The 18,550-nt window shown below is 67.4% G+C and carries 12 protein-coding genes and 2 pseudogenes; 5 read left to right on the plus strand and 9 right to left on the minus strand.

What is annotated here, in order from left to right; all coding sequences use genetic code 11:
* The first annotated feature begins 329 nt into the window (after positions 1-329).
* Positions 330-1,229, plus strand: coding sequence for a restriction endonuclease (locus AC3AGO_RS31400; RefSeq protein ID WP_487823655.1), 900 nt, complete (start codon positions 330-332; stop codon positions 1,227-1,229).
* Between the two features lie 45 nt (positions 1,230-1,274).
* On the opposite strand, the gene AC3AGO_RS31405 is transcribed toward AC3AGO_RS31400, so the two are convergent.
* The gene (locus AC3AGO_RS31405; RefSeq protein ID WP_487823656.1) at positions 1,275-1,637 is read right to left on the minus strand and encodes a DUF8094 domain-containing protein; all 363 of its coding nucleotides are present in this window, start codon (positions 1,635-1,637) and stop codon (positions 1,275-1,277) included.
* Between AC3AGO_RS31405 and AC3AGO_RS31410 the strand changes: the two genes are divergently transcribed.
* On the plus strand, positions 1,551-2,495 hold the full coding sequence (locus AC3AGO_RS31410; RefSeq protein ID WP_487823657.1) for a phosphotransferase family protein: 945 nt from the start codon (positions 1,551-1,553) through the stop codon (positions 2,493-2,495). The two genes, AC3AGO_RS31405 and AC3AGO_RS31410, sit on opposite strands and share 87 nt — an antisense overlap.
* 456 nt (positions 2,496-2,951) lie before the next feature.
* Here the strand turns inward: AC3AGO_RS31410 and AC3AGO_RS31415 are convergent, their stop codons facing one another.
* Positions 2,952-3,539 (minus strand): hypothetical protein, encoded by a 588-nt coding sequence (locus tag AC3AGO_RS31415; RefSeq protein WP_487823658.1) that lies wholly within the window; start codon positions 3,537-3,539, stop codon positions 2,952-2,954.
* A gap of 336 nt (positions 3,540-3,875) precedes the next feature.
* Positions 3,876-4,187, minus strand: a pseudogene (locus AC3AGO_RS31420) (LutC/YkgG family protein); the annotation flags it as partial.
* 255 nt (positions 4,188-4,442) lie between these two features.
* Between AC3AGO_RS31420 and AC3AGO_RS31425 the strand changes: the two are divergent.
* A complete protein-coding gene (locus AC3AGO_RS31425; protein WP_487823659.1) occupies positions 4,443-6,479 on the plus strand; it encodes a hypothetical protein in 2,037 nt (678 codons plus the stop codon).
* An 18-nt stretch (positions 6,480-6,497) separates the two neighbouring features.
* Entirely contained in the window at positions 6,498-12,731 is a 6,234-nt protein-coding gene (locus tag AC3AGO_RS31430) for an RHS repeat-associated core domain-containing protein (protein ID WP_487823660.1), read from the plus strand.
* A gap of 23 nt (positions 12,732-12,754) precedes the next feature.
* Here AC3AGO_RS31430 and AC3AGO_RS31435 read toward each other — a convergent pair.
* A pseudogene (locus tag AC3AGO_RS31435) lies at positions 12,755-13,812 on the minus strand (IS630 family transposase); the annotation flags it as partial.
* Positions 13,813-14,022: 210 nt separating this feature from the next.
* On the minus strand, positions 14,023-14,181 hold the full coding sequence (locus AC3AGO_RS31440; RefSeq protein WP_487823661.1) for a hypothetical protein: 159 nt from the start codon (positions 14,179-14,181) through the stop codon (positions 14,023-14,025).
* 29 nt (positions 14,182-14,210) lie between these two features.
* On the opposite strand from AC3AGO_RS31440, the gene AC3AGO_RS31445 reads away from it, so the two are divergent.
* Positions 14,211-14,549 carry a hypothetical protein gene (locus AC3AGO_RS31445; protein ID WP_487823662.1) on the plus strand — a complete coding sequence of 113 codons (339 nt, stop codon included), beginning with the start codon at positions 14,211-14,213 and terminating at the stop codon, positions 14,547-14,549.
* 288 nt (positions 14,550-14,837) lie between these two features.
* Here AC3AGO_RS31445 and AC3AGO_RS31450 read toward each other — a convergent pair whose 3' ends face one another.
* From AC3AGO_RS31450 to AC3AGO_RS31465, 4 genes are all read right to left on the minus strand, one after another.
* Entirely contained in the window at positions 14,838-14,978 is a 141-nt protein-coding gene (locus tag AC3AGO_RS31450) for a hypothetical protein (protein WP_487823663.1), read from the minus strand.
* A 137-nt stretch (positions 14,979-15,115) separates the two neighbouring features.
* Complete coding sequence (locus AC3AGO_RS31455; protein ID WP_487823664.1) at positions 15,116-16,147, minus strand: phosphotransferase enzyme family protein; 1,032 nt, start codon at positions 16,145-16,147, stop codon at positions 15,116-15,118.
* Entirely contained in the window at positions 16,140-17,549 is a 1,410-nt protein-coding gene (gene fxlM, locus AC3AGO_RS31460) for a methyltransferase, FxLD system (RefSeq protein WP_487824883.1), read from the minus strand. Before fxlM ends, AC3AGO_RS31455 begins: the two co-directional genes overlap by 8 nt.
* Positions 17,550-17,561: 12 nt before the next feature.
* On the minus strand, positions 17,562-18,464 hold the full coding sequence (locus AC3AGO_RS31465) for an NUDIX domain-containing protein (RefSeq protein ID WP_487823665.1): 903 nt from the start codon (positions 18,462-18,464) through the stop codon (positions 17,562-17,564).
* Positions 18,465-18,550 lie beyond the last annotated feature (86 nt).

Genomic DNA, 18,550 nt, shown 5'->3' on the forward strand with positions numbered 1-18,550 from the left:
TCCGGCAGTCCTCCGCCCGTACCGCCCCGCCGACAGCCCCTGGCCCAACGCCAGCGCGACGGCACTGTCCGGTCGCCAGTTCAGATTGTCCTTACAGGCGGGGGGCAGGAGCTGGCATCGCGGGAGTTGGGCCAGCTCCTGCCGTCGGCGCCGACGTGCATCAAGATCAGCTGGTTAGAGAAGTCGGCCAGTGCAAAGGACGTGTCCTCGCTGCGCCACGAGGCGGCGGAGCCGATGCCGTCGCTTCGATGAAGGTCAGGGCGGGTGTCAGTGCCGCATGGTGCACTGGGCTGCTGGCATCAGCGTCGTCAACTGCCGTGGGAGGAAGCATGGTTGGAGATCTCGCGTCGCGCGGTGAGTCGGCCCCCTCTGAGGGCGTCTCTTCTGAGCTATGGGACTACCTCGAAGACTTCTGGGAGGCGCTGGGGCTGCCCGAGCGTCCGTTGCGGGGCGTGGACGGAAGTGGACACCGGTCGGCCGCCGAGAAGATGAGACTCGCTGTGCTGCCGGTCTCGCTGGTTGCCGTGGCTGGCGGGCTCATCTGGTTCCTGGTGTGGCTCGGGGCCTGGATGAACGACCACTGGGGGATCTACAGTCTGCTGCCGCAGGCCGGGTTGATGCTCTTGGTCGTCTACGGGGCTGCAGTGGAGCAACGCCGGAAGTGGGAAGCGCGGCGTGCACAGGGCCTGCGGGTGGCCCTGCTGCAGCTGGACTCTGCGGATCACCGGGAGTTCGAGTCCGTGGTACGCGACCTCATGCGGCGGGACGGCTTCCAGGCGGAGCGGGTCGGTGGTAGCGGGGACGATGCTTGCGATGTGCGCGGGGTGGATCCCGATGGGCGGATCTGGGTGGTCCAGTGCAAGCATCGGCGCGATGGCTGGGCGGGGAAGGCGACGGGCGTTGACGTGCTGCAGCAGGTCAACGGCACCGCCGAGCCGGTCCACGGTGCCCAGGTCGCGGTGGTCGTCACCAACGGCCGGTTCAGCAAGCCCGCTGTGGCATGGGGCGAGCGGCACGGAATCCGGTTGGTGGACCGGCATGCGATCCAACGGTGGGCCGATGAACGCCGACCGTTGTGGGAGGTGCTGGGCGACGTTCGGCGGCCCAGGCGTCTGCCCGCCCGCGCCCGCCGACCGCAGAGGGTCGGCATTGCGGGCCGGGCGGGAGCGAGGCTGCGATTCAGGGGCGTCCGGAGGCCCGGAAGGCCCAGCCGACCTCGCGCCAGGTGACCGGGCTGAGGGTGGCACGCCCGTCGATGACGCGCGGGGCGGGCGTTACGCGCGGTCCGACTGGAGGGAGGCGGCCGGCGGCCCGGAGGCGTCCGTGCGGTCGCACCTGTAGCTGATCAGCCGAGACCGGGTGCTCTGCGAAGGGACGGTGGCGGCGTCGTTGCACACGAAGGTGTACGTGATGGATGCGCGGGGCACGTTGTAGAGCCAGGCCCGGTGGTCCTTGCCGGGATTGATCAGTGTTGCCATCGCCTCCAACGAATGCTTTTGTGCGTGCCGCCGTCCGGATGATCGGGTGGCACGGTGACCCACCACAATGAGATGGCGGCTGTCCGACCGTTGACGCTGGCTTGGGTGCGCCGGTACCTGGAGGTCGGCGAACGGATCGTCAGAACCGGCGTGCTGCACGGTGGCATCACTGCCGACATGCGGAGGCTGACCATCGGCACGCGGGATGGAGGTACCCGTGACTTGGTGCTGCGGAGCTTCGTCGACCCGCTTTACGTGGGATACGCCGAGGACTGGCTGAACCGGGAGGCCGGCGCCCTGACCCTGCTTGCGGGGACTGGCGTGCCGGCTCCTGGACTGGTCGCGGTTGATCCGACCGCCGCGCATTGCGAGTATCCATCGCTCCTGATGACCCATCTTGCCGGCCGGACGGCTCTCGCCGACGAGGGATTGAAGACGCGCGTTCCCCTGCTGGCCCGTCAACTCGTGGCGATCCACGCGGTGCGACCCGCCGAGCGGCCCCGCGAGTATGTGACGTTGACGACCGCCGACACCGTCGTGGTTCCGAAGGGCGCCGACGCGGCGGTATGGGCCGCCGCGATCGACGCGATCCGCAGGCCCGCGCCGCCCTATGAAGGGCGATTCCTGCACCGGGACTTCCAACCCGGCAACGTGCTGTTCGACGAGCTGCCCCCACAGTCGGGCGGTGCCCGGATCACCGGCGTCGTCGACTGGGCAGCGACCTCCTGGGGCCCGGCAGATCTCGATGTGGCGCACTGCTCCACCAATCTCGCGCTGCTGCACGGCCCGGCGTGGGGTCTGCGGTTCGCCGAGGCGTACGAGGAGGCCGGCGGGGTGCTGGCCGCGGCCGCGAGCGAGCGGCTGTACTGGCAGGTGTGGGACGCGCTGGCCTGCTCAGAAGAAGTGCAGCAGGTGTCGCAGCCATGGCGGGAAGCAGGCAGGACAGAGCTGACGACGCGAGCCGTGGAAGAACGGCTGGACGCCTATGTCACCGCCCTGATGGACACGCTGGGCTGAGCCAAGGCGGTCCGGGCGCGGACACGGCGGCGAGCCGGGCCCGGCTGCCATGCCCGGCAGCGGAGCCGATCGCACTCCCGCACCGGGGCGCCCCCGAGCACGGGCTGAATCCCGTCGACAGCTCTGCGACGCCCCGAATCGAACGGCACTATCACTTTCCGCGACCGCTCCCCAAGATCTGGGCCAGAGCCCCATTCTCGCGTGCATAGCCAATGGCAGGCTTTGAGCAGTAGTTGGCGAATCGCAGCCTCTATTGATCTGGCCCATGAGTTCACGGTTGGCCGCGCGGCGGCCAGGCCGTCGGCGCGGTCCTGGGGGTTGACCTCCAGGTCGACGACCTGTTGTTCGAGCGTGGTGACCCCCGCCTGGAGCTGCTCGGCGTCGTGGGGCCTCCAACGCCAGACTCGCGCCAAACCTGCTCAGCGCCCGTTGCCGTAGCCTGAGGCGGTTTGGCCGTCAACGTTGGCGCCAGAGTTGATGGAGTTGAAGTGCGTCCTTGGCGCACTGGGCGTGCAGTTGGTCTTCGTCTGCGGGGACAGAACGTCCCAGGGCGTCGGCGACTGTGCGGTAGGTGGGGCGCATGGTGTTCTCGTCGACGACGAGGAGCGTGCACAGCAGTGGTTCATCGGCTGCTGTTTGGCGGTCGACCCGGGTGAGGACGGCAACCAGATCCTCGGGGTGGAGCGAGGGGAGCGCTGAGCCAAGCCGGCGTTGCACCCGGGCCCACGAGGTAGCTCTCTGCTCTCGTGCGGCCTTCTTGAGGGCCCCGCGCACGGCGGCGGCCACGTCCTCGATCTTGGCGGATGACAGTCGCCGGGCTTCCTGCTGGGGACGCGCTGCGTGCCGTGATGCTTGGCCCTGCTCTGGTTGTTGTCGGCCGCTGCCTGCGCTTCGGCTGGCTCGGTGTCCGTTGTTGCGTCGGGGCGGGGCCTGCATCTTCCAGTTGTAGATCTGCGCCTGTTGCTTCTTGGTCACCTTGCTGCCGGCGATACGGGCAGCGGCCGTCAGCGCGCGGATGGTCTCGGTGAGTTCGGATGCGGACATGCCTGTGCCGCGCCGTCGCAGGAGGGCTAGGTAGTCCTTGACCTCTGCCGCAGCCGTGCGGGCCTGCTGCCCCTCTGTCCTAGTGGCCTCCTGACTGCGGTGGGTGCTCTTTTTGCGGGGGAGGACCGCATGTCCTGGATGCCTGCCGCCAGTTCCATCGGGGTGCGAATCCGCCGAACACCACGCAGTGCACGGCGCCGATTGTGGCAGAACGCCCGAACGGCAGGGTGTGGGGTCAAGCGGGGCAAGCACCTACGAACTCAGAGCGTCGCCGCGCCCGCCAGCCTGGTCGCGCTCGCCATCGGTCGAGCTGCCAGCAACATCACCTTGAAGTCTGCCGTTCACCAGCACCACTTGCAGCGTCCGTGGGCCGTGTACCCCCTCGACCCGGTCCAGCTCGATGTCACTGTTGGCCGAGGGGCCGGAGATCCAGGGCAACGGACGGGCGGGATCGAGCCGTTCGAGGGCCTGCGGCACGGACGCGGCGCCCTGACCCGGCAAGCGCACCACGCACACATGGTGGTCAGGCACCAAGCTGATCCGGCGCCGGCCCTGGTCCGGGCCACCGTCCAGCACGATCGTCCCGGTCTCGGCGATCGCTACCGCGCACGCCGTGACCACGGTGTCGACCCGGTCGAGCTCGTCCGGTGCCGCGCGGGCTGGTGTAGCCGGAGGCCGGGAGGCGGCCATGCACCCCGCTCGTGACGCAGGGGCCGCACGTCACCGATCGCACGCGTAATAGTGTCCGCGTACGCGCTTGACTTGCCGTCGAACGGGCTGGAGCGTGGACGCAATGGGCCGTCATGATGCCACGCGCCGCCCGCTTCTCCAGGGCCGGCTGCGTCGCACTGGCCGGTCGTGCGCCCTGCAGATCGGTCCCCGGCCTTCGAGGGAAGGCGTGCCATGGTGCTGAGCGAGTTATCGCTTCCAATGGACATCCCTTGGAAGCGCATGGGTGTCTCACCAGACATGATCGATCAGGCTGCGGGCGACCAGGACTTCCCGGAGAAGTGGCGGTCTTCGATCGCGGTCTTCTACCACGAACCCGAAGAACTGCCGCCAGACTACTGCGACCGTCGGGTCACCTACCTGAAGATTGTCACCACGGTTACAAATTTTCAAGCAAGCGACCTGAGCCTCCTGAACAGCTTGAAGAAGCGTTTCGGGTTGTTCGACTTTTGGCCTCAGTTCGAGTCATGGATGATCACTTCGTTCCCCTGTTTCGGTGCTCTCCTACAGGTCTCCGTCTTGCCCCGGTCGGAAAACGAGGTCCCGCTCCACGACTACCCGTACGTCGCCGCGTTCCAGCCGCGTAAACGCGAGTTGTACGAGGCTGTGACGGAGTCCGGCGAGGTGGCGAGCCAGTCGGCAGGCAAGGTGGACGTCACGAAAGGCACAACGAACACCGACACTAGTGAAAGGTACGACCTCAAGAACGGTGGCGGGGGCGGCAGCGTTCTCTTCGGTCTCTTCAGCTCTACAGGATCGCAAAAGCAAGAGGGGACCATCGATCGCGCGCAGTCTCAGGACCAGAACATCACGACGGGCGATGCCTCACGCGAGAGGCGCGAAAGCCATTCCTACTCCACGCAGATCAACCAGCTCTACACCCTTCTGCAGGGGTTTCATCTTGGTTCGAATCGGGCGCTGTTCTTCCTGCAGCCCCGGCCGCACATGCAGGACACGAAGTTCACATTTATCCGTGGCCTGCGGCGACTCGAAGGGGTGCAGGAGTTCTTCCTTATCGTCAACCGGCCGGCGAATGTGCCCGGAATCTGCGTTGACGTTCTGCTGGAGACTGCGCACGCCGACATGCAACGGGCCTACCAGCCCCGCATCATCGCGCTGAGTGACCTCTACCAACCCGGCAACCTGCAGAAGACGGCAACGGCACTGGGTATCAACCCGGCCCAAGGAGCGTACGCCTACTACAGCCGGCTCGTCAGGAACTGGAACACGCACGCGGCGTGGCTGCGGCACTTTGCGGTCTCCTACCACCTGAGCGCGCCCGGCTACCGGCCACCGCGGGTGATCCGGGCCATCGCCCGCGGGCAGATCACCGAGGCCGTCTGGCTCAGAATGCTCGGGCTTGCGAGAATTCTGCCGACGATAGGGACGGAGAACGTAGCGCTCATCTTTGAAGAGTACGAGGCGGATTCGGGCAGGCTGTTCGTCACCGCACGCAAGCTGTGTTCGTGTGTCACCCCCGCACACTCGACCGCAGACGGCGACAGCGAAGGCCACCAACCGATGGACTGCGAGACCTCGCACGCAGATCACCTGTCCACCTGCGACACCGACGACTCCGTGGTGTACGAAAGCCCGATCGCGCTCGCGAACATGGCAGTCCTGCCGGGCCAGATGGCAGACCGAGGGTTGACGCAGAACGAGTTCATCCGGCAGGTCAACCAGGTCCTCGCTTCAAGCGTAGCGTCCACCGAACGTCTGCCCCACGGCAAGCTGAAGTTTCACCAGTGCGAGATCGTCCTCGACCAGCTGGCTGTCCTCCTGCGGGCGCTCTCAGGCCAGGTCAAGGACCGACCACTCTCGGAAGTGGCGCAATTGCGTCCCCTCATCGAGCGCGGCCTCGGGCGGACGAGCAAAGTCCGCTCCGTCTTCGACCTCATCGAGCTGACCACGCAGGCTGTCGCCCGTGACCTCGACGTCAGCTTGACGGACGCGCGCCCCGTGCGTTCGGAGATCCTCCTCGCCGCCTTGCACGACCTCGACACCAGCACGACAGGGAACGGCAAGCGGCAGGGCTGGATCGCGGCCGCATACGACCGCTCCTACCCACCGGCATGGCGGGACGAGACTCGTAAGGGCGCGATGTTGCTCGACGACGAAGACAACGGCTCCGCTCCGCGAGGGTCACGCCTTGTCGCCGGTCTTCGTGGCCTCGGCCGTCAGTTCCGGCGTTCCCCCGGCTCACGCCGCTGACAGTCCCAGGAGGCGGGCATGGGGTTCTGGGCGGTTCTCGCTAAGATCGCTGCCGCCGTCGTCAAGGCAGTCAAGATCGCCAGACAGGTGCGAGCTGTCGCCGCCGTCCTGACCACGCTGTCCCAGCAGGGCCTCGAAGACCTGATTCGCTCCGTCTTCGTGGGCGAGATCATGGCAGGGATGGCACGGGCCGGGATCCCGCTGAACAGACTCGCCTCGCTCGACGCGGAGTTGCTGGACTCCGCGATCGCCCACCTTGACGCAGCGCTTGCACAGGCCGCTCCTAGTCTCGCAGCGGAGGGCGTCACCGTCTCACGCGACGTGGCACTGCAGGACCTTGCCCGCTTCAGCGACCTTCTACGACGGGGCAAGGCTGTAGCGAACCCGCCGCCACCGCAGCGAGCCGTCGCGAGCGGCGCGGATCCCGTGATCTTCGGCTCTGGTGAGTTCGAGCACGGGGTGACAGATCTCCACGTTGACGGTGCCGGGATGGACTTCGCTTTCCGGCGTACCTACCGCAGCGGCGCGGCGTACTTCGGTCCCCTCGGCCCGGCATGGGATCACAGCCTGAACCTGCTGGCGCGCGAGGACAACGATCACGTCGTGGTGCTCCTCACCGGTCGGCTAGGGGAGCATCGCTACGTGCGTCACCCACGCTTTGGCGAAGCAGGGTTCACGTACTATGCGCCCCCGCACGGCGTGGACGACATCCTGGAGCCGGACGGCGCCGGCTCCTTTGTGTTGCGACGCCCGCAAGCCGTCCTGCACCACTTCGAGGCTGCGGCCGTCGGGGAGCATCGCATACGTCGCATCGAGGACCGCCACGGCAACTACCTCGACTTCCAGTACGACCCCGACGGGCGGCTCGCACGGGTACTCGTCAACAACCCGCACCGCGCTGTCGAGCTCAACTACAACACGGAGAACCGCCTCGCCAGCCTGCGCGATTACTCCGGGCGCGTCGTCACCTACGCCTATGACGACGAGGGGAACCTCCACTGCGTCCGAGGGCCCGCCCAGCCCCAGGAGCCGGCCTGCAACCTAGAGACCTATCAGTACGACACCGTGGAAGACGTGCCGAAGCTGACGCGAGTGCTCGATTGGGCCGGACGAGCGCTCATGGAGAACGAGTATGAAACCGACAGGCTCTCGGAATTCTCGGGCCGCATCGTGCGCCAGCGCCAGAACCGCGGTGAGTCGTACTTCGAGTACGAGCAGCCCTCGCAGGCGCCCGACACCTCGACACCTGACCCGGACCGCCCTGCACTTGTCGTGATTGAGCACCACCGTAACGGCCACCGGGTCGAGCACATTCTCAACGAAGCCGGCAACGAGATCGCCCGCCGAGAACAGATTATCGACAGCGGTGGGATACGGGACATCATCCATCGCCAACGGTACAACGACGACGGCAACCTGGTCGCCTCCGTCGACCCGACGGGCGTGCTCGTGCAATACCTCTACGGCCGAGACCACCTCGCGGATCTCCGGGCGTGGCCCGACATCGACCCGACCCTCGGTGACCTTGACACCCTGGCCCGGGCAGCGTTCGGCACTCTTCTCGCGACCGTGACCCGCGCACGTCGCCTCTCCCCCGAAGGCGACCTGCTCGACGCCGACTACTGGCAGGCGCTTGCGCACGTGAAGGCGCCTGCGGACGCGGCGGACGTCATCGTCAAATTCCGCTACGACCCCGCGACCCAGCTACTGCTGAGCCGCTCCGACGCCCGGTTCACGCTGTCCGCCGATCCGCTGCACGTCGAATCGGCAGACCCCGGGACGCCGCTGTACAACCCCAACGACCCGCGCTACCTCAACCATCAGCGCCATCTCACCCGCCACGAGTACGGGCCGGCACCGACCCATCTGCTGCGCGCAACCATCCGTCCCGACCGCACACGTCCCTCGGTGATTGACGGTGTCGCCACGGTCGGGCCGATACGGGAGGAGTTCCGGGACTACGACGCTCGAGGCCGGGTCCTCGTACGGGTCGACGCCCGAGGTTACGAGTGGATGCAGGCGTACTACCCGCCCGACGCCAATCCCAATGAAAGTGCCAAAGAAGGCTACCTACGGCGGCGGCTCCTTCCCCACACGGACATACACCTTGACGCACGCCGACCATTTGACATCGGCGTAACAACTTCGGGGACATGGACACCGCAGCCCGGTCACATTGCCTCAAGCGGCGCCCCAACCGACGCCGTACGTGTGACCGTCGAAGGAGTACGCATCAAGCTTTCGCAGACGATGCGCCCCGGCGAGATCGTCTCCGCCAGCTCGCAGGTTGCCGTTCGTCTGGACGGCGTCATGCATTCGATGTGGGACCAGACAGCCATGGCCGACCATGTGGTCGAAGATCTGCCGCGCGGCCTGCACACACTCGACCTGTCCGACACCGCAGGTGCGTCCATCGCCCTCGGACGAGTGCAGAGCCATGTTGCCGTCGACTTCGACATGGACGTGCTCGGCCACGCCCGAAGCGAGACCGACGCGGTCGGACACGAGACGAGAAGAACGTTCAACGTGCTCGGCATGGTCACGAGCGTCGAGCGAGGAACTCCGGGACCCGCCATGCTTGTCACCCTCCACGAGCACGATCCACGCGGACGACTGGTGGCGAAGCGGGTCCCGTGGAGGGACGAGTCAGGTCAGCCCGTCCCCGGCGGCGAGCACGCCGAGCGGCACGCACTAGACGTCGGCGGCCAGACCTTACGGACATCGAGCGGCCCCGGGGAGGGTCTCGCTCAACGTGTCCTCAACTACAGGTATGACCCGGAAGACAACGTGGTCGAGACCATAAACGCACGGCGCATCCGTACCTACCATGTCCACGACGCGCTCAACCGTGAGGTGCTGACGATCGAGGGAGCGTGCACGCCGCAGAGCAGCGTCACACAAACCCGTTTCGATGGCGTCGGCCGTGTCCTTGTAGAAGTGAACGGGCGGAACGCGCTACACGCCAACGGCTACCGCGACGGGGGCGGCGGCTTCCGAAGTGGCTGGAGCACGCACGGAGACATCGAGGCCATCACCGACGCGCTGGGCAACCTGCAGGTCCTCTCGTACGACCCCGAGCACGACCCCGTCGTCAAGCGTCGGTTTCAGCGCCGCATCGACGGCACGCAGGAGTTGATCCACCGGAGTGAGGCAACCTATGACGAGCTCGGCGACCCGGTCCGGGTCAGTAACGCCGTCTTCTCCAGCCCTCTTCCGACACCTGATCCTCTGAGGGCCCCTGATGCTTCATTCCTCGCAGCCATAGCGGCGGGCGGCGTCACATTCGCTGAGACCGAGTTCCATCTGGACGCCGACGGCAACATTGTCGGGATCCGCCGACCGGACGGTGCGATCGAACGCCGCACCTATGATGCACAACGCCGCGTCACAGCCGTCGAAGACGGCGAAGGGCAGTTCCTTCTAACCCGATTTGACGGCAACGGCAACACCGTGGAGACCCAAAGCTGGGATCCTGTGCGCGATCCTGACACCAACATCGTCACGCACTACGAGGTGATAGTCGAACTCCGAGAATACGACCACGGTAACCGGCTCACAGCTCGGGTGGACCCGTTCGGCAACCGGTGGGAGACCCGCTACGACACCCACGGCAACGCAACCACGACGATCGACCCGATGGGCAACATCGCGAGGAGCGAGTTCAACGCATTCGGTCAAGAAACCCAGCGCATCCGAGAACGGACCCGTACGGGACTCGGCAGCGGGGCCCCGCTTTCGCCCGAGATTATGCGACGCGAATTCGACCAGAACGGGAACACCACGGCAGTAGTGGATGCACTGGGGCACCGCACGGAACTCGAGCACGATGCCCTCGACCGTCTTGCTCGCATCACCCTCGCCCTCGATGGCGAACTCCTCATTGAGGAACGCGAGTACGACGCGGCGGACAACCTGGTCCTCATCCGCGACGGCAACGGCCTGGTCCGCCGCATGCGTTTTGACGCGCTGGACCGCCACATCCGGACCGACATCGACACGGCCGCGGTTCCTGTCGCCTACGCCCTCTCGCCGCAGTCCGCCACGTATGCAGTTTTCGCCTACGACGCACTTGGGGCGGTGCGCGCGGCTGAGAACGACCACTGCCGGATCTCGATCCGTCGGAACTCCGTGGGGCTCCCGTACGAGGAGACCATCGACGTGCTCGGCGTACCGAACCCATTGCCACCGCAGGTCTTGCAACGCTCATTCGACGCAGACGGCCGCCTGGTCACGTTGGCTTTCCCCTCCGGCCGTCGCGTCGACTGGGTGCGCGACTTCGCCGGCAAGGTCACCTCCATCAGGTCGCACGCACCGTCTGGCGACTACCCGGGCACGCCCACGCTCGCGGGGCCACGCACTCTCGCTTCGTACGCCTACGCTGGCCGGCGACTTCGCCGCGCGACACTGGCGAACGACCTAACCGACGACGTGCGCCACGACGGCCGCGGCTACGTGATTGAGCGCCGCGTGCAAGCGTCGGACGGCCGACTCGTCTGGCGCGAGCAGCGTCTGCGTGATGCCGCCGGCCGGTTGCGTCTGGACACAACCACCACGCGCGCAGGTGCGCGAGGGAGGAAGGTGTACCTGGACTCCCTGTACCGCATCGCACACTACGAGGACGGACCCGCCGCGTGGCTCGACCCGGTATCCGTTGCACCGCCACACGCACCGGTGCCGCCCGCCGTCGGCGCGGCCAAGCAAGCGGCACTGGACGCCCAGGTCGGCGCCACGACACTGCCGCTAGCACCGCACGCCTTCGACTACGACCTCACGGGCAACCGTCTGAACGCTCACGAACCCGGCCTTCACGCCGTGCCGTACGTTCCCGATACCTTGAACCAGTACACATCCGTCGGGGGCGTGCTATGGCACCACGACCGCGCGGGGAATACCCGCACCGACGGCGTATTTTCCTTCGGATATGACTACGAACATCGAATGACATCCGTCTCCGATGTGCTGTCAGGGGCCCTCCACGCCGAATACCGGCGGGACGCGTTCGGACGCGTCGTCGCCGAGACAACACCGCGCGAAACACGTTTCCGCTTCTATGACGGTGACGTCTGCGTCCTTGAACACGCTGCTTCTGGACGCCGTGAGTTCGTGTGGGGCCACGATCCCGGAACGCCCCTCCACGCCGCGCTCGACGGCCACGACTATTGGGTGCTCACCGACGAGACTGGCTCCCCGCGCGTCGTTGCAGATCACACAGGCGCTGCGGTCGCCCTACCGAACTTCCGGCCGTTCGGGCAGACCGAGGACGGGGAGCTTGCATTGAGCCCGCTCGACTTGAGTTACGCCGGCCTATGGCACACCGGCGGCCTCCCCTTCGGACAGGCGGTCCATCGCACCTACGCCCCCGCTGTGGGACGCTGGCTGCAGCGGGACCCGGCGGGATTCGTGGACGGGCTCAACCTTTATGCGTACGTCGGGAACAGCCCTCTCGACTTCCACGACTCAATCGGCCTGCAGGCCGTGCCGTCGGACGACGCTCACCGACCTGATAACAGAGTGGCCGCTGCCCTACATTCTGCGCGCGCTATGACACTATGGTTGAAGTCTCTTTTCCAGCCGGTTAACCAGGCGGGTCAGGCTCTCATGGGGCCCGTCAACTTCTGGTCGTTTGACGAGTCGGTGATCCCGCCGGGCACGACTGGAAACGTTCTCAGGCAGACGTCGCACTATTCCTGGATCCAAGATCAAATCGCAAAGCTTGGCCCCAATCCTTCGTGGGACGCACAGCGACCTTGGTGGGTGAAGGGCTCGAAGAAATTTGCTCGGGGCTCAGTGGTAGAGGGCTGGAGGACCCACGGGCTCGATAAAGCCTGGGATCCGAAGAAGGCCATTCAGGTGATTGAGATAAGCACCGCTAAACTGTGGGGGTTGGCGATGTTCTCATTGACGACACTGTCGGGAGTCGGCACGATTTATTCTACCGCTCGCAGCGACAACCCGGCGATTGCGACGTACGGAGCAGTTGCCGGCACAGCGGAGATAACCGGAGGATTCATCGCCTTGGCTGGTGCCTACGCAGGCGTACCCGAAGCAGTGGCGCTAGGCTCGACGATCTCAGGGGCTGCAGCAACCGCTGTTGCTGTCCCAGCTCTGCTAGCCGGGTTCGGATGGGTAACAATCGAGACAGCAAAGCAAGCCGATGCCAACTCGGTGCGCTGGGCTGAAAAGGTTACAAGTGGGGATTGGAACCTTATGGAAGCATTCCTGCTGCGCCCGTCGCCGTGGTACGACTTCTGAGCTTGAACTCGGGTTGTCGATGTGGTGATGGAAAGGCCGGTTCCGCTGAGGCAACCGTCGATGAGGTGGCTGTGGTGCTGGATCACTTTCAGGCCGTGCCTGATCGTCTGGATCAGGTGCTCGGGTGTGGTGAAGGCAGTGTTGGAGAGCCAGCCGCGTCGCAGGAGCGACCAGATCCCCTCCACCGGGTTGAGTTCTGGCGCGTAGGAGGGCAGTTGGTAGACGGTCAGCCAGTCGCGCCCGGCCGTGAACTGCCGCATCCCGGCAGCGAGATGGACGTTGAGGTTGTCCCAGATGAGCACGATCGGGCCGCCGAGCTGCTGGTGGGCAGCGATAAGCAGGTCGCGGTAGTCGGTCCAGGCGAAGCTCTTGCGTCCGTCGCTCCGGCCGTCGTCACGACGGGGCCGGTAGATCAGCCGGGAGCGTTCGCCGAGCTTGTAGCAGGTCAGCGCTGCGATGGAGATACGCCGTCGGGAACGGCCGCGGACCCTGATCACTGGGGTGTGCCCGCGTCGGGCCCAGGTGCGGGAAGTGGGCGGCGTCATCGAGAAGCCGGACTCGTCCTCGAAGACGATCCACGCGTCGAGTGCCGCCGCGGTGCTTCCACCTGCGGCCAGGTCTCCTTCACCCAGCCGGTGATGGCCTCCTCGTTCCGTTCGACGGCCCGTCTGGCCGGCACCTGGCAGGAGAAGCCGTTCCGTATCAGCAGCTTGCGCACTCCCTGCAGGGTGTAGGTCTTGTGGAAGCGCCGCCCGATCACGGCCTTGATCCGCGAGAGTGTCCAGCGCTGGTCCGGCCAGCCGTGCGCGACAGGCCCCCTGGCCAACTCGCCCTCCAGCACCGTGAACTGGGACTCGCTCAGCCGCGGTGGCGAGGCCGAGCCGGCCGACCGCAAGGCCCGCGGGCCGCCCTTGTTCCACGCCCGCCGCCACCGCTGCACCGATCGGACACTCACCCGCAGGTGCTTCGCGATCACCGCGTTCCGCTCGCCCAGCGTGAACCGCTCGGCGGCCAGCAGCCGGACACCCTCGCGGAACTGCCTGCGTTCATCGCTCACACCACCGCCCTGCGCGTACCTCATGAGGAGGGCATACCGCGAGGATCAAGTCCCGTCAGCAGGCCACGACAACCCGAGTTCAAGCTCAGTAAGTGGTACTTCCGCGTGTGCGGCGTCCGCCGCAGCGTCGGCCTCCTCGGCGCGCTGAGCGACCGACGGACTGCAAGATCGCATGGAGCCCGTCGATGGGGAGTTCGCCCTTCGACCTGCGGTGGGTTTCCCAGAAGTCGCGCATCAGGCGCTCTCCTCGATCTTCGACGGGTCGATGTCGGTGATCACGGGAAGGTAGTCGGAGACTTCCCGGGTGGCCGGGCTGGCGTGGGTGGCGTAGCTGAGGAGAGCGGGGGCGACGGCCGGGTGGCGAGGATCAGGTCGATTCTGCGTGCGCCCCACGGATCGGGGTCACCTTTGCCGTCGGTCCAGTGACCGACCGATGGTTGCCACGGGGCCTGCAGGTGGGCGGCGGCATCGACCATGAAGCCGCGTCGCAGCAGCAGTTCGGTCTGCTCGCGGTCGGCCAGTTGCTCGCCGCCGATCGTGCCGGGCAGGAGTTGGTACTCCAGGTCATCGTGGTCCTGGGTGAGGTAGGGCTCCTCGTCGTAGAAACACAGCGTCCCGTCCTGGGGCCGGACCTGGGCGGCGGAGAGGGCGTTGTAGTCCCCGAGCACGATGCCGGGCTTCGCGCCTCCGGTGGCGCGGAAGAGCCCCTTGAGTCGCAGTGCCTCGTCGCGACGCCAGTCCCGCGGAAGGGATCACCGTGATAGCTGCCCACGGTGACCGGCACCGGAGTACCGATGTCGAATTCCATCATGGTGAATCCGTGCCAGAAGTCCGGTGCACCCAATGGCCGGAACCCTCCCGGCACGGGCGTCACCGTCTCCGGGTTGAACAACAGCGCCGTGAACCAGCCGCGGTGAGAATTGTTGGACATCGCGGTCGGGCCGGGCGAACCGTCGGCGCGCACAGTGGTGGTCGACAGGCCGCAGTCGGCGGCGAGTTGTTGGATGATCGCGGACGCCTCGTCGGCCCACTGTGAGGGCGGCCGGCTCTCATCGACGACCTTCCTGGAGTGCGAGGACATCGGGGGCCATCTCCCCGATGGCGGCCACGCGGGCTCGCCAGGAGGTTCTCCCGATCGTGTCGCTCTTGAGTTTGTAGGCGTTGAGGTTGGCGAACCGTATGTCGCTCATGCTCATCTCCAAGGCATCGGATGACGCGGAAAAACGGAGTGCGGCGCAGCAGCCGGGGCGGGCCCCGCGGGTGTGGGCAGCGCGGCAGGGTGGCCGAGCTGCCGTCGGCCTCCTGTCCTCCGTCGTCGACTGTGTCGTCAGCGCAGGCCGTCATGGACCGCCTCTTCGGCTTCCTCGAGCCGCTCCAGCAAGGTCAGGCCCGCTTGGTGCCGGGCTCTGGCGTATGTCTGCTCCGTGGCACCGAGAACACCGGGAGCCTCCAGCACTTCCGTGAGCCGGTATGGGGAGGCGAGGGTGTAGGCGCAGCCCACCGCGACGGTGGAGAGGAGATCATCTGCCCGTGCTGCGGGGTGCGCATCGCGGTAGGCGGCGAGCAGCTGGGGAAGTCCCCTCAGCCATCCCTCGTCGCGCGCTACGGTCCGCGGGTCCAGGGCGATGCGGGCGATCTCCCATGCCGCGAGCCGGGGGCGCGGCGGCTGGAAGTCGATGAGAGCGGCCACTTCCTCGCCACGCATCATCAGGTTCGGTGCCGCCAGATCGCCGTGCACGATCTGTTCGGTCAGCGGCGGCAGGCGCTCCAAGAGCGCGGCGACGCGTTTCAGCTTCGCTTGGCGCTCGCGTGCGGCATCCATCACCCACGCCTCGAACGACCGGAGTTGGGGTCGCGCCGACAGCTCGTCGATGACACGGCTGAAGCGGGTGCGGGCCCGGTCCACGTCGCACACGGCCGTGCCCGGGCGCTGTGTCGGTGACGCGGCGGGATGATCGGCCAGGCGGCGGTGGAGATGTCCGAGCAAGGAGCCGACGCTGGCCCATCGGCCGCCGGTCAGGCCCTCTTCCGCGGTCTCGGCGTCCTCGACGTACTCCCACAGCGACATCGGGAGGCGACCCACGCGCTCCACCAGCTCGCCCTCGACGGTGCGGTGTACCGCGGGGACGGGCACCTGCTCGGTGCGCGCGAACTCGGCGAGTTCAACGGCGCCTTGCTCGCGGTCGAGTGCGCCGTTGCGGTAGACCTTGGCGAACCAGCGCTGCCCCTGTTGGTCGGTGATGCGGAAGTTCGCGGTCGCCGTGCCGACGGGCACCTCCTCCACCGTGGCGGGGACCAGCTGGTAGGCAAGGGCCAGTGTGCCGCTGACGGCCGTCGCCAGTTCCTCGCCGCTACTCACCGGCGCTCCCTACAGCCACGGCCTCGGGGCGCGAGCTCGACGCGCCTGCAGGCCAGGGGAAGACGAGACGGGAGGCAGTCTTGTCCAGCACGTATCCCGCGGGCAGTTCGTGGTCGGGCGCGCCGGCGGGGTGGGCGGTCATCGGCGGGTAGCCGGTGTGGCGTACGTGCCGGTCCCACTCCTGCACGCAATTGGTCAGCCGCTCGGCGAGAGCGGGCCCGGCAGGGCCGTAAGCGTGGGCGTGGAACTCGTGGCGGCTGTCGGTCGGCGTCTCGCCCTGGTGGAGCTGGACGGTCGTCAGGTACGCCAAGGAGCCATCTGCCACAAGGGCCGGCAGGTGCGCGGCCCGCGCGGCTACGAGAGGACTCTCGGAGGAGTGGTCGGCGGTGAGGCGGCAGTGGCCGGGCAGGGTGGTGGCCGCGTACACCTGCAGCGTTTCGAAGGGGCACTCGCCCGGCAGGACCACCCCGGTGGGCACCTCGTACCGCTCCCCGCGCAGCGCCTCCTCCACCCCGGTGGTCTCCAGCACCGGGCCGTCGTGGAAGTGCAGTTGGACCCGCCCGTCGGCGAGCGTGACCGCCGGGGCGGTACGTGCGGCAGCGCCGCGGTCGCGCACGAATCCGCAGTACGTCCAGTGGCGCGCATGCAGGACCTCCCCCTGGCGCTGGAAGGCGATCGCACGCACGTAGCCGTGGATCTCCAACGGGAGGACGAGGTACCGCCCCTCGGACAGCTGCTGGCGCCAGGCCGGGGCGATGTCCCACGTGTTGTGGGTGATGAGCATGCCGTCGAACCCGCCATCGGGGACATGCTCGGGGGCGCCGAGGCTGCCGTCCCCCAGCACGGCGGTGACCCGGCCGCTGCCGGCCTCGGCGCCCAGCCGCCGGGTGCGATGGATGACGTACGGGTCGACATCAGCGGTGACCACCCGCCCGTGCGGGGCGGTGACCGCGGCTGCCAGCTCGGCGTTGTAGCCGCCGGCCCCGGACTCGAAGACCGTCATGTTCGGCCCCAGGCACAGCGTTTCGAGCATGTCGGCCTGGAGCCAGGTGGCGGAGACCGAGCTGACGGCCGCCCCGTCCCCGTCGCGGCGGGTGACGACGGCCAGGTCGTCGTCGTAGGCGGTACGCAGGGGCGATTCGGGCATGAAGCGGTGCCGGGGCACCGCCCTGATCGCCTGCTGCACGCGCTCCGAGGGGGCCCAGCCCTGGGCGATCACCGTGTCCGCCATCTTCTGTCGCAGCCGGACGGCCTCGGCCGGCTCGCCGCCGACAGCAGGGGGAACCTCAGCGTGGGGGTAGGAGTGGACGGGCGGCAGGCCGGGGAGTACACCGGGCCAGACCGCTTCGAGGGCCTGCGCACTGGGGGCGAAGATGTTCCCGAGGCCAGTCAGGGTGTGCAGGTCGTGCCACTCTCAGCGGCTGAAGCCGTGCGGCTCGCGCACCTGAGGGGTGCCGGTCCAGGCGGTGACGCGGACCACCGCGGAGACGCGCCGGACATCCTCGCGGTCGTCGTGGAGGAACGTCAGCAGGTGCGCATCGTCGAGTTGTGCGCTCAGGCCGGTCTCCTCGGCCAGCTCCCGTACGGCCGCCGCCTGAGCGGATTCGCCGTTCTCGACGCTGCCGGCGGGCAGTTCCCACATGCCGCGGGTCGAGCGGCCGAGCAGGACTCGCCCGCAGCTGTCGGTGACGACGACGCACGCGCCCAGGACCGCCTGCGGCTGCGGGCAGCTCTTCTCCACCGCCTCGAACGACCCATCCGGCCCGCGAAGTACCAGGAAGGCGAGCCCGTCGGCGTCGCACCGCTCCACCTGCTCCCAGCCTGCGGTCAGCAGACCGATCTCGTCCTCATCCAGCGCGATGTGCCGCCGCTTCTCAGGCGTGTTCGCCGCTACCGGGGTGATGACCACCAGGGCGCCACCGGGACGCAGCCGGGCCGCCAGGCCGCGCACCAACCGCATGCGGTCGCCCGCGAAGGCGTACACGAGCCGCATGGTGATCAGGTCGTAGGTGTCGTGCAGCTCGGCCGGATCGTCATGCTCGATGTCCAGGCACAACCATCGCACGCCCTTCGCCGGCTCCCGCTCTTCGCGGGCGCGGGCCAGGGCCCCTTCAGCGAAGTCGACGGCATCGACGCCATAGCCCATCTCGGCGAGGTGGGCGGCGAGTTCACCGGTGCCGCAGCCCACCTCCAGCGCCCAGCCGCCATCGGGTGCCGGTGTGTGCCGGGCGAGCAGGTCACGCTCCACGTCGCGCAGCGGCCGGAAGCCGCGGCCCTCGTCGTAGTGCTGCGACCAGTCCGAGTGGTCGTATGCCACAGTCGCTCCTCATCAACGGTGGTGGGCAATCATTTGCTGGGTGCGGTCTTGAGCGCGCGGGTGGGCCAGGACGCGGCGCTCGCGCC

It is taken from the genome of Streptomyces sp. BL1 (assembly GCF_057628045.1).

What these genes read in the sequence shown, in the direction of transcription:
- AC3AGO_RS31400 (WP_487823655.1), top strand. Translation starts at nt 330, where the DNA reads ATGGTTGGAGATCTCGCGTCGCGCGGTGAGTCGGCCCCCTCTGAGGGC.
- AC3AGO_RS31410 (WP_487823657.1), top strand. Translation starts at nt 1,551, where the DNA reads ATGGCGGCTGTCCGACCGTTGACGCTGGCTTGGGTGCGCCGGTACCTG.
- AC3AGO_RS31415 (WP_487823658.1), bottom strand. Translation starts at nt 3,539, where the DNA reads ATGTCCGCATCCGAACTCACCGAGACCATCCGCGCGCTGACGGCCGCT.
- AC3AGO_RS31425 (WP_487823659.1), top strand. Translation starts at nt 4,443, where the DNA reads ATGGTGCTGAGCGAGTTATCGCTTCCAATGGACATCCCTTGGAAGCGC.
- AC3AGO_RS31430 (WP_487823660.1), top strand. Translation starts at nt 6,498, where the DNA reads ATGGGGTTCTGGGCGGTTCTCGCTAAGATCGCTGCCGCCGTCGTCAAG.
- AC3AGO_RS31450 (WP_487823663.1), bottom strand. Translation starts at nt 14,978, where the DNA reads ATGAGCGACATACGGTTCGCCAACCTCAACGCCTACAAACTCAAGAGC.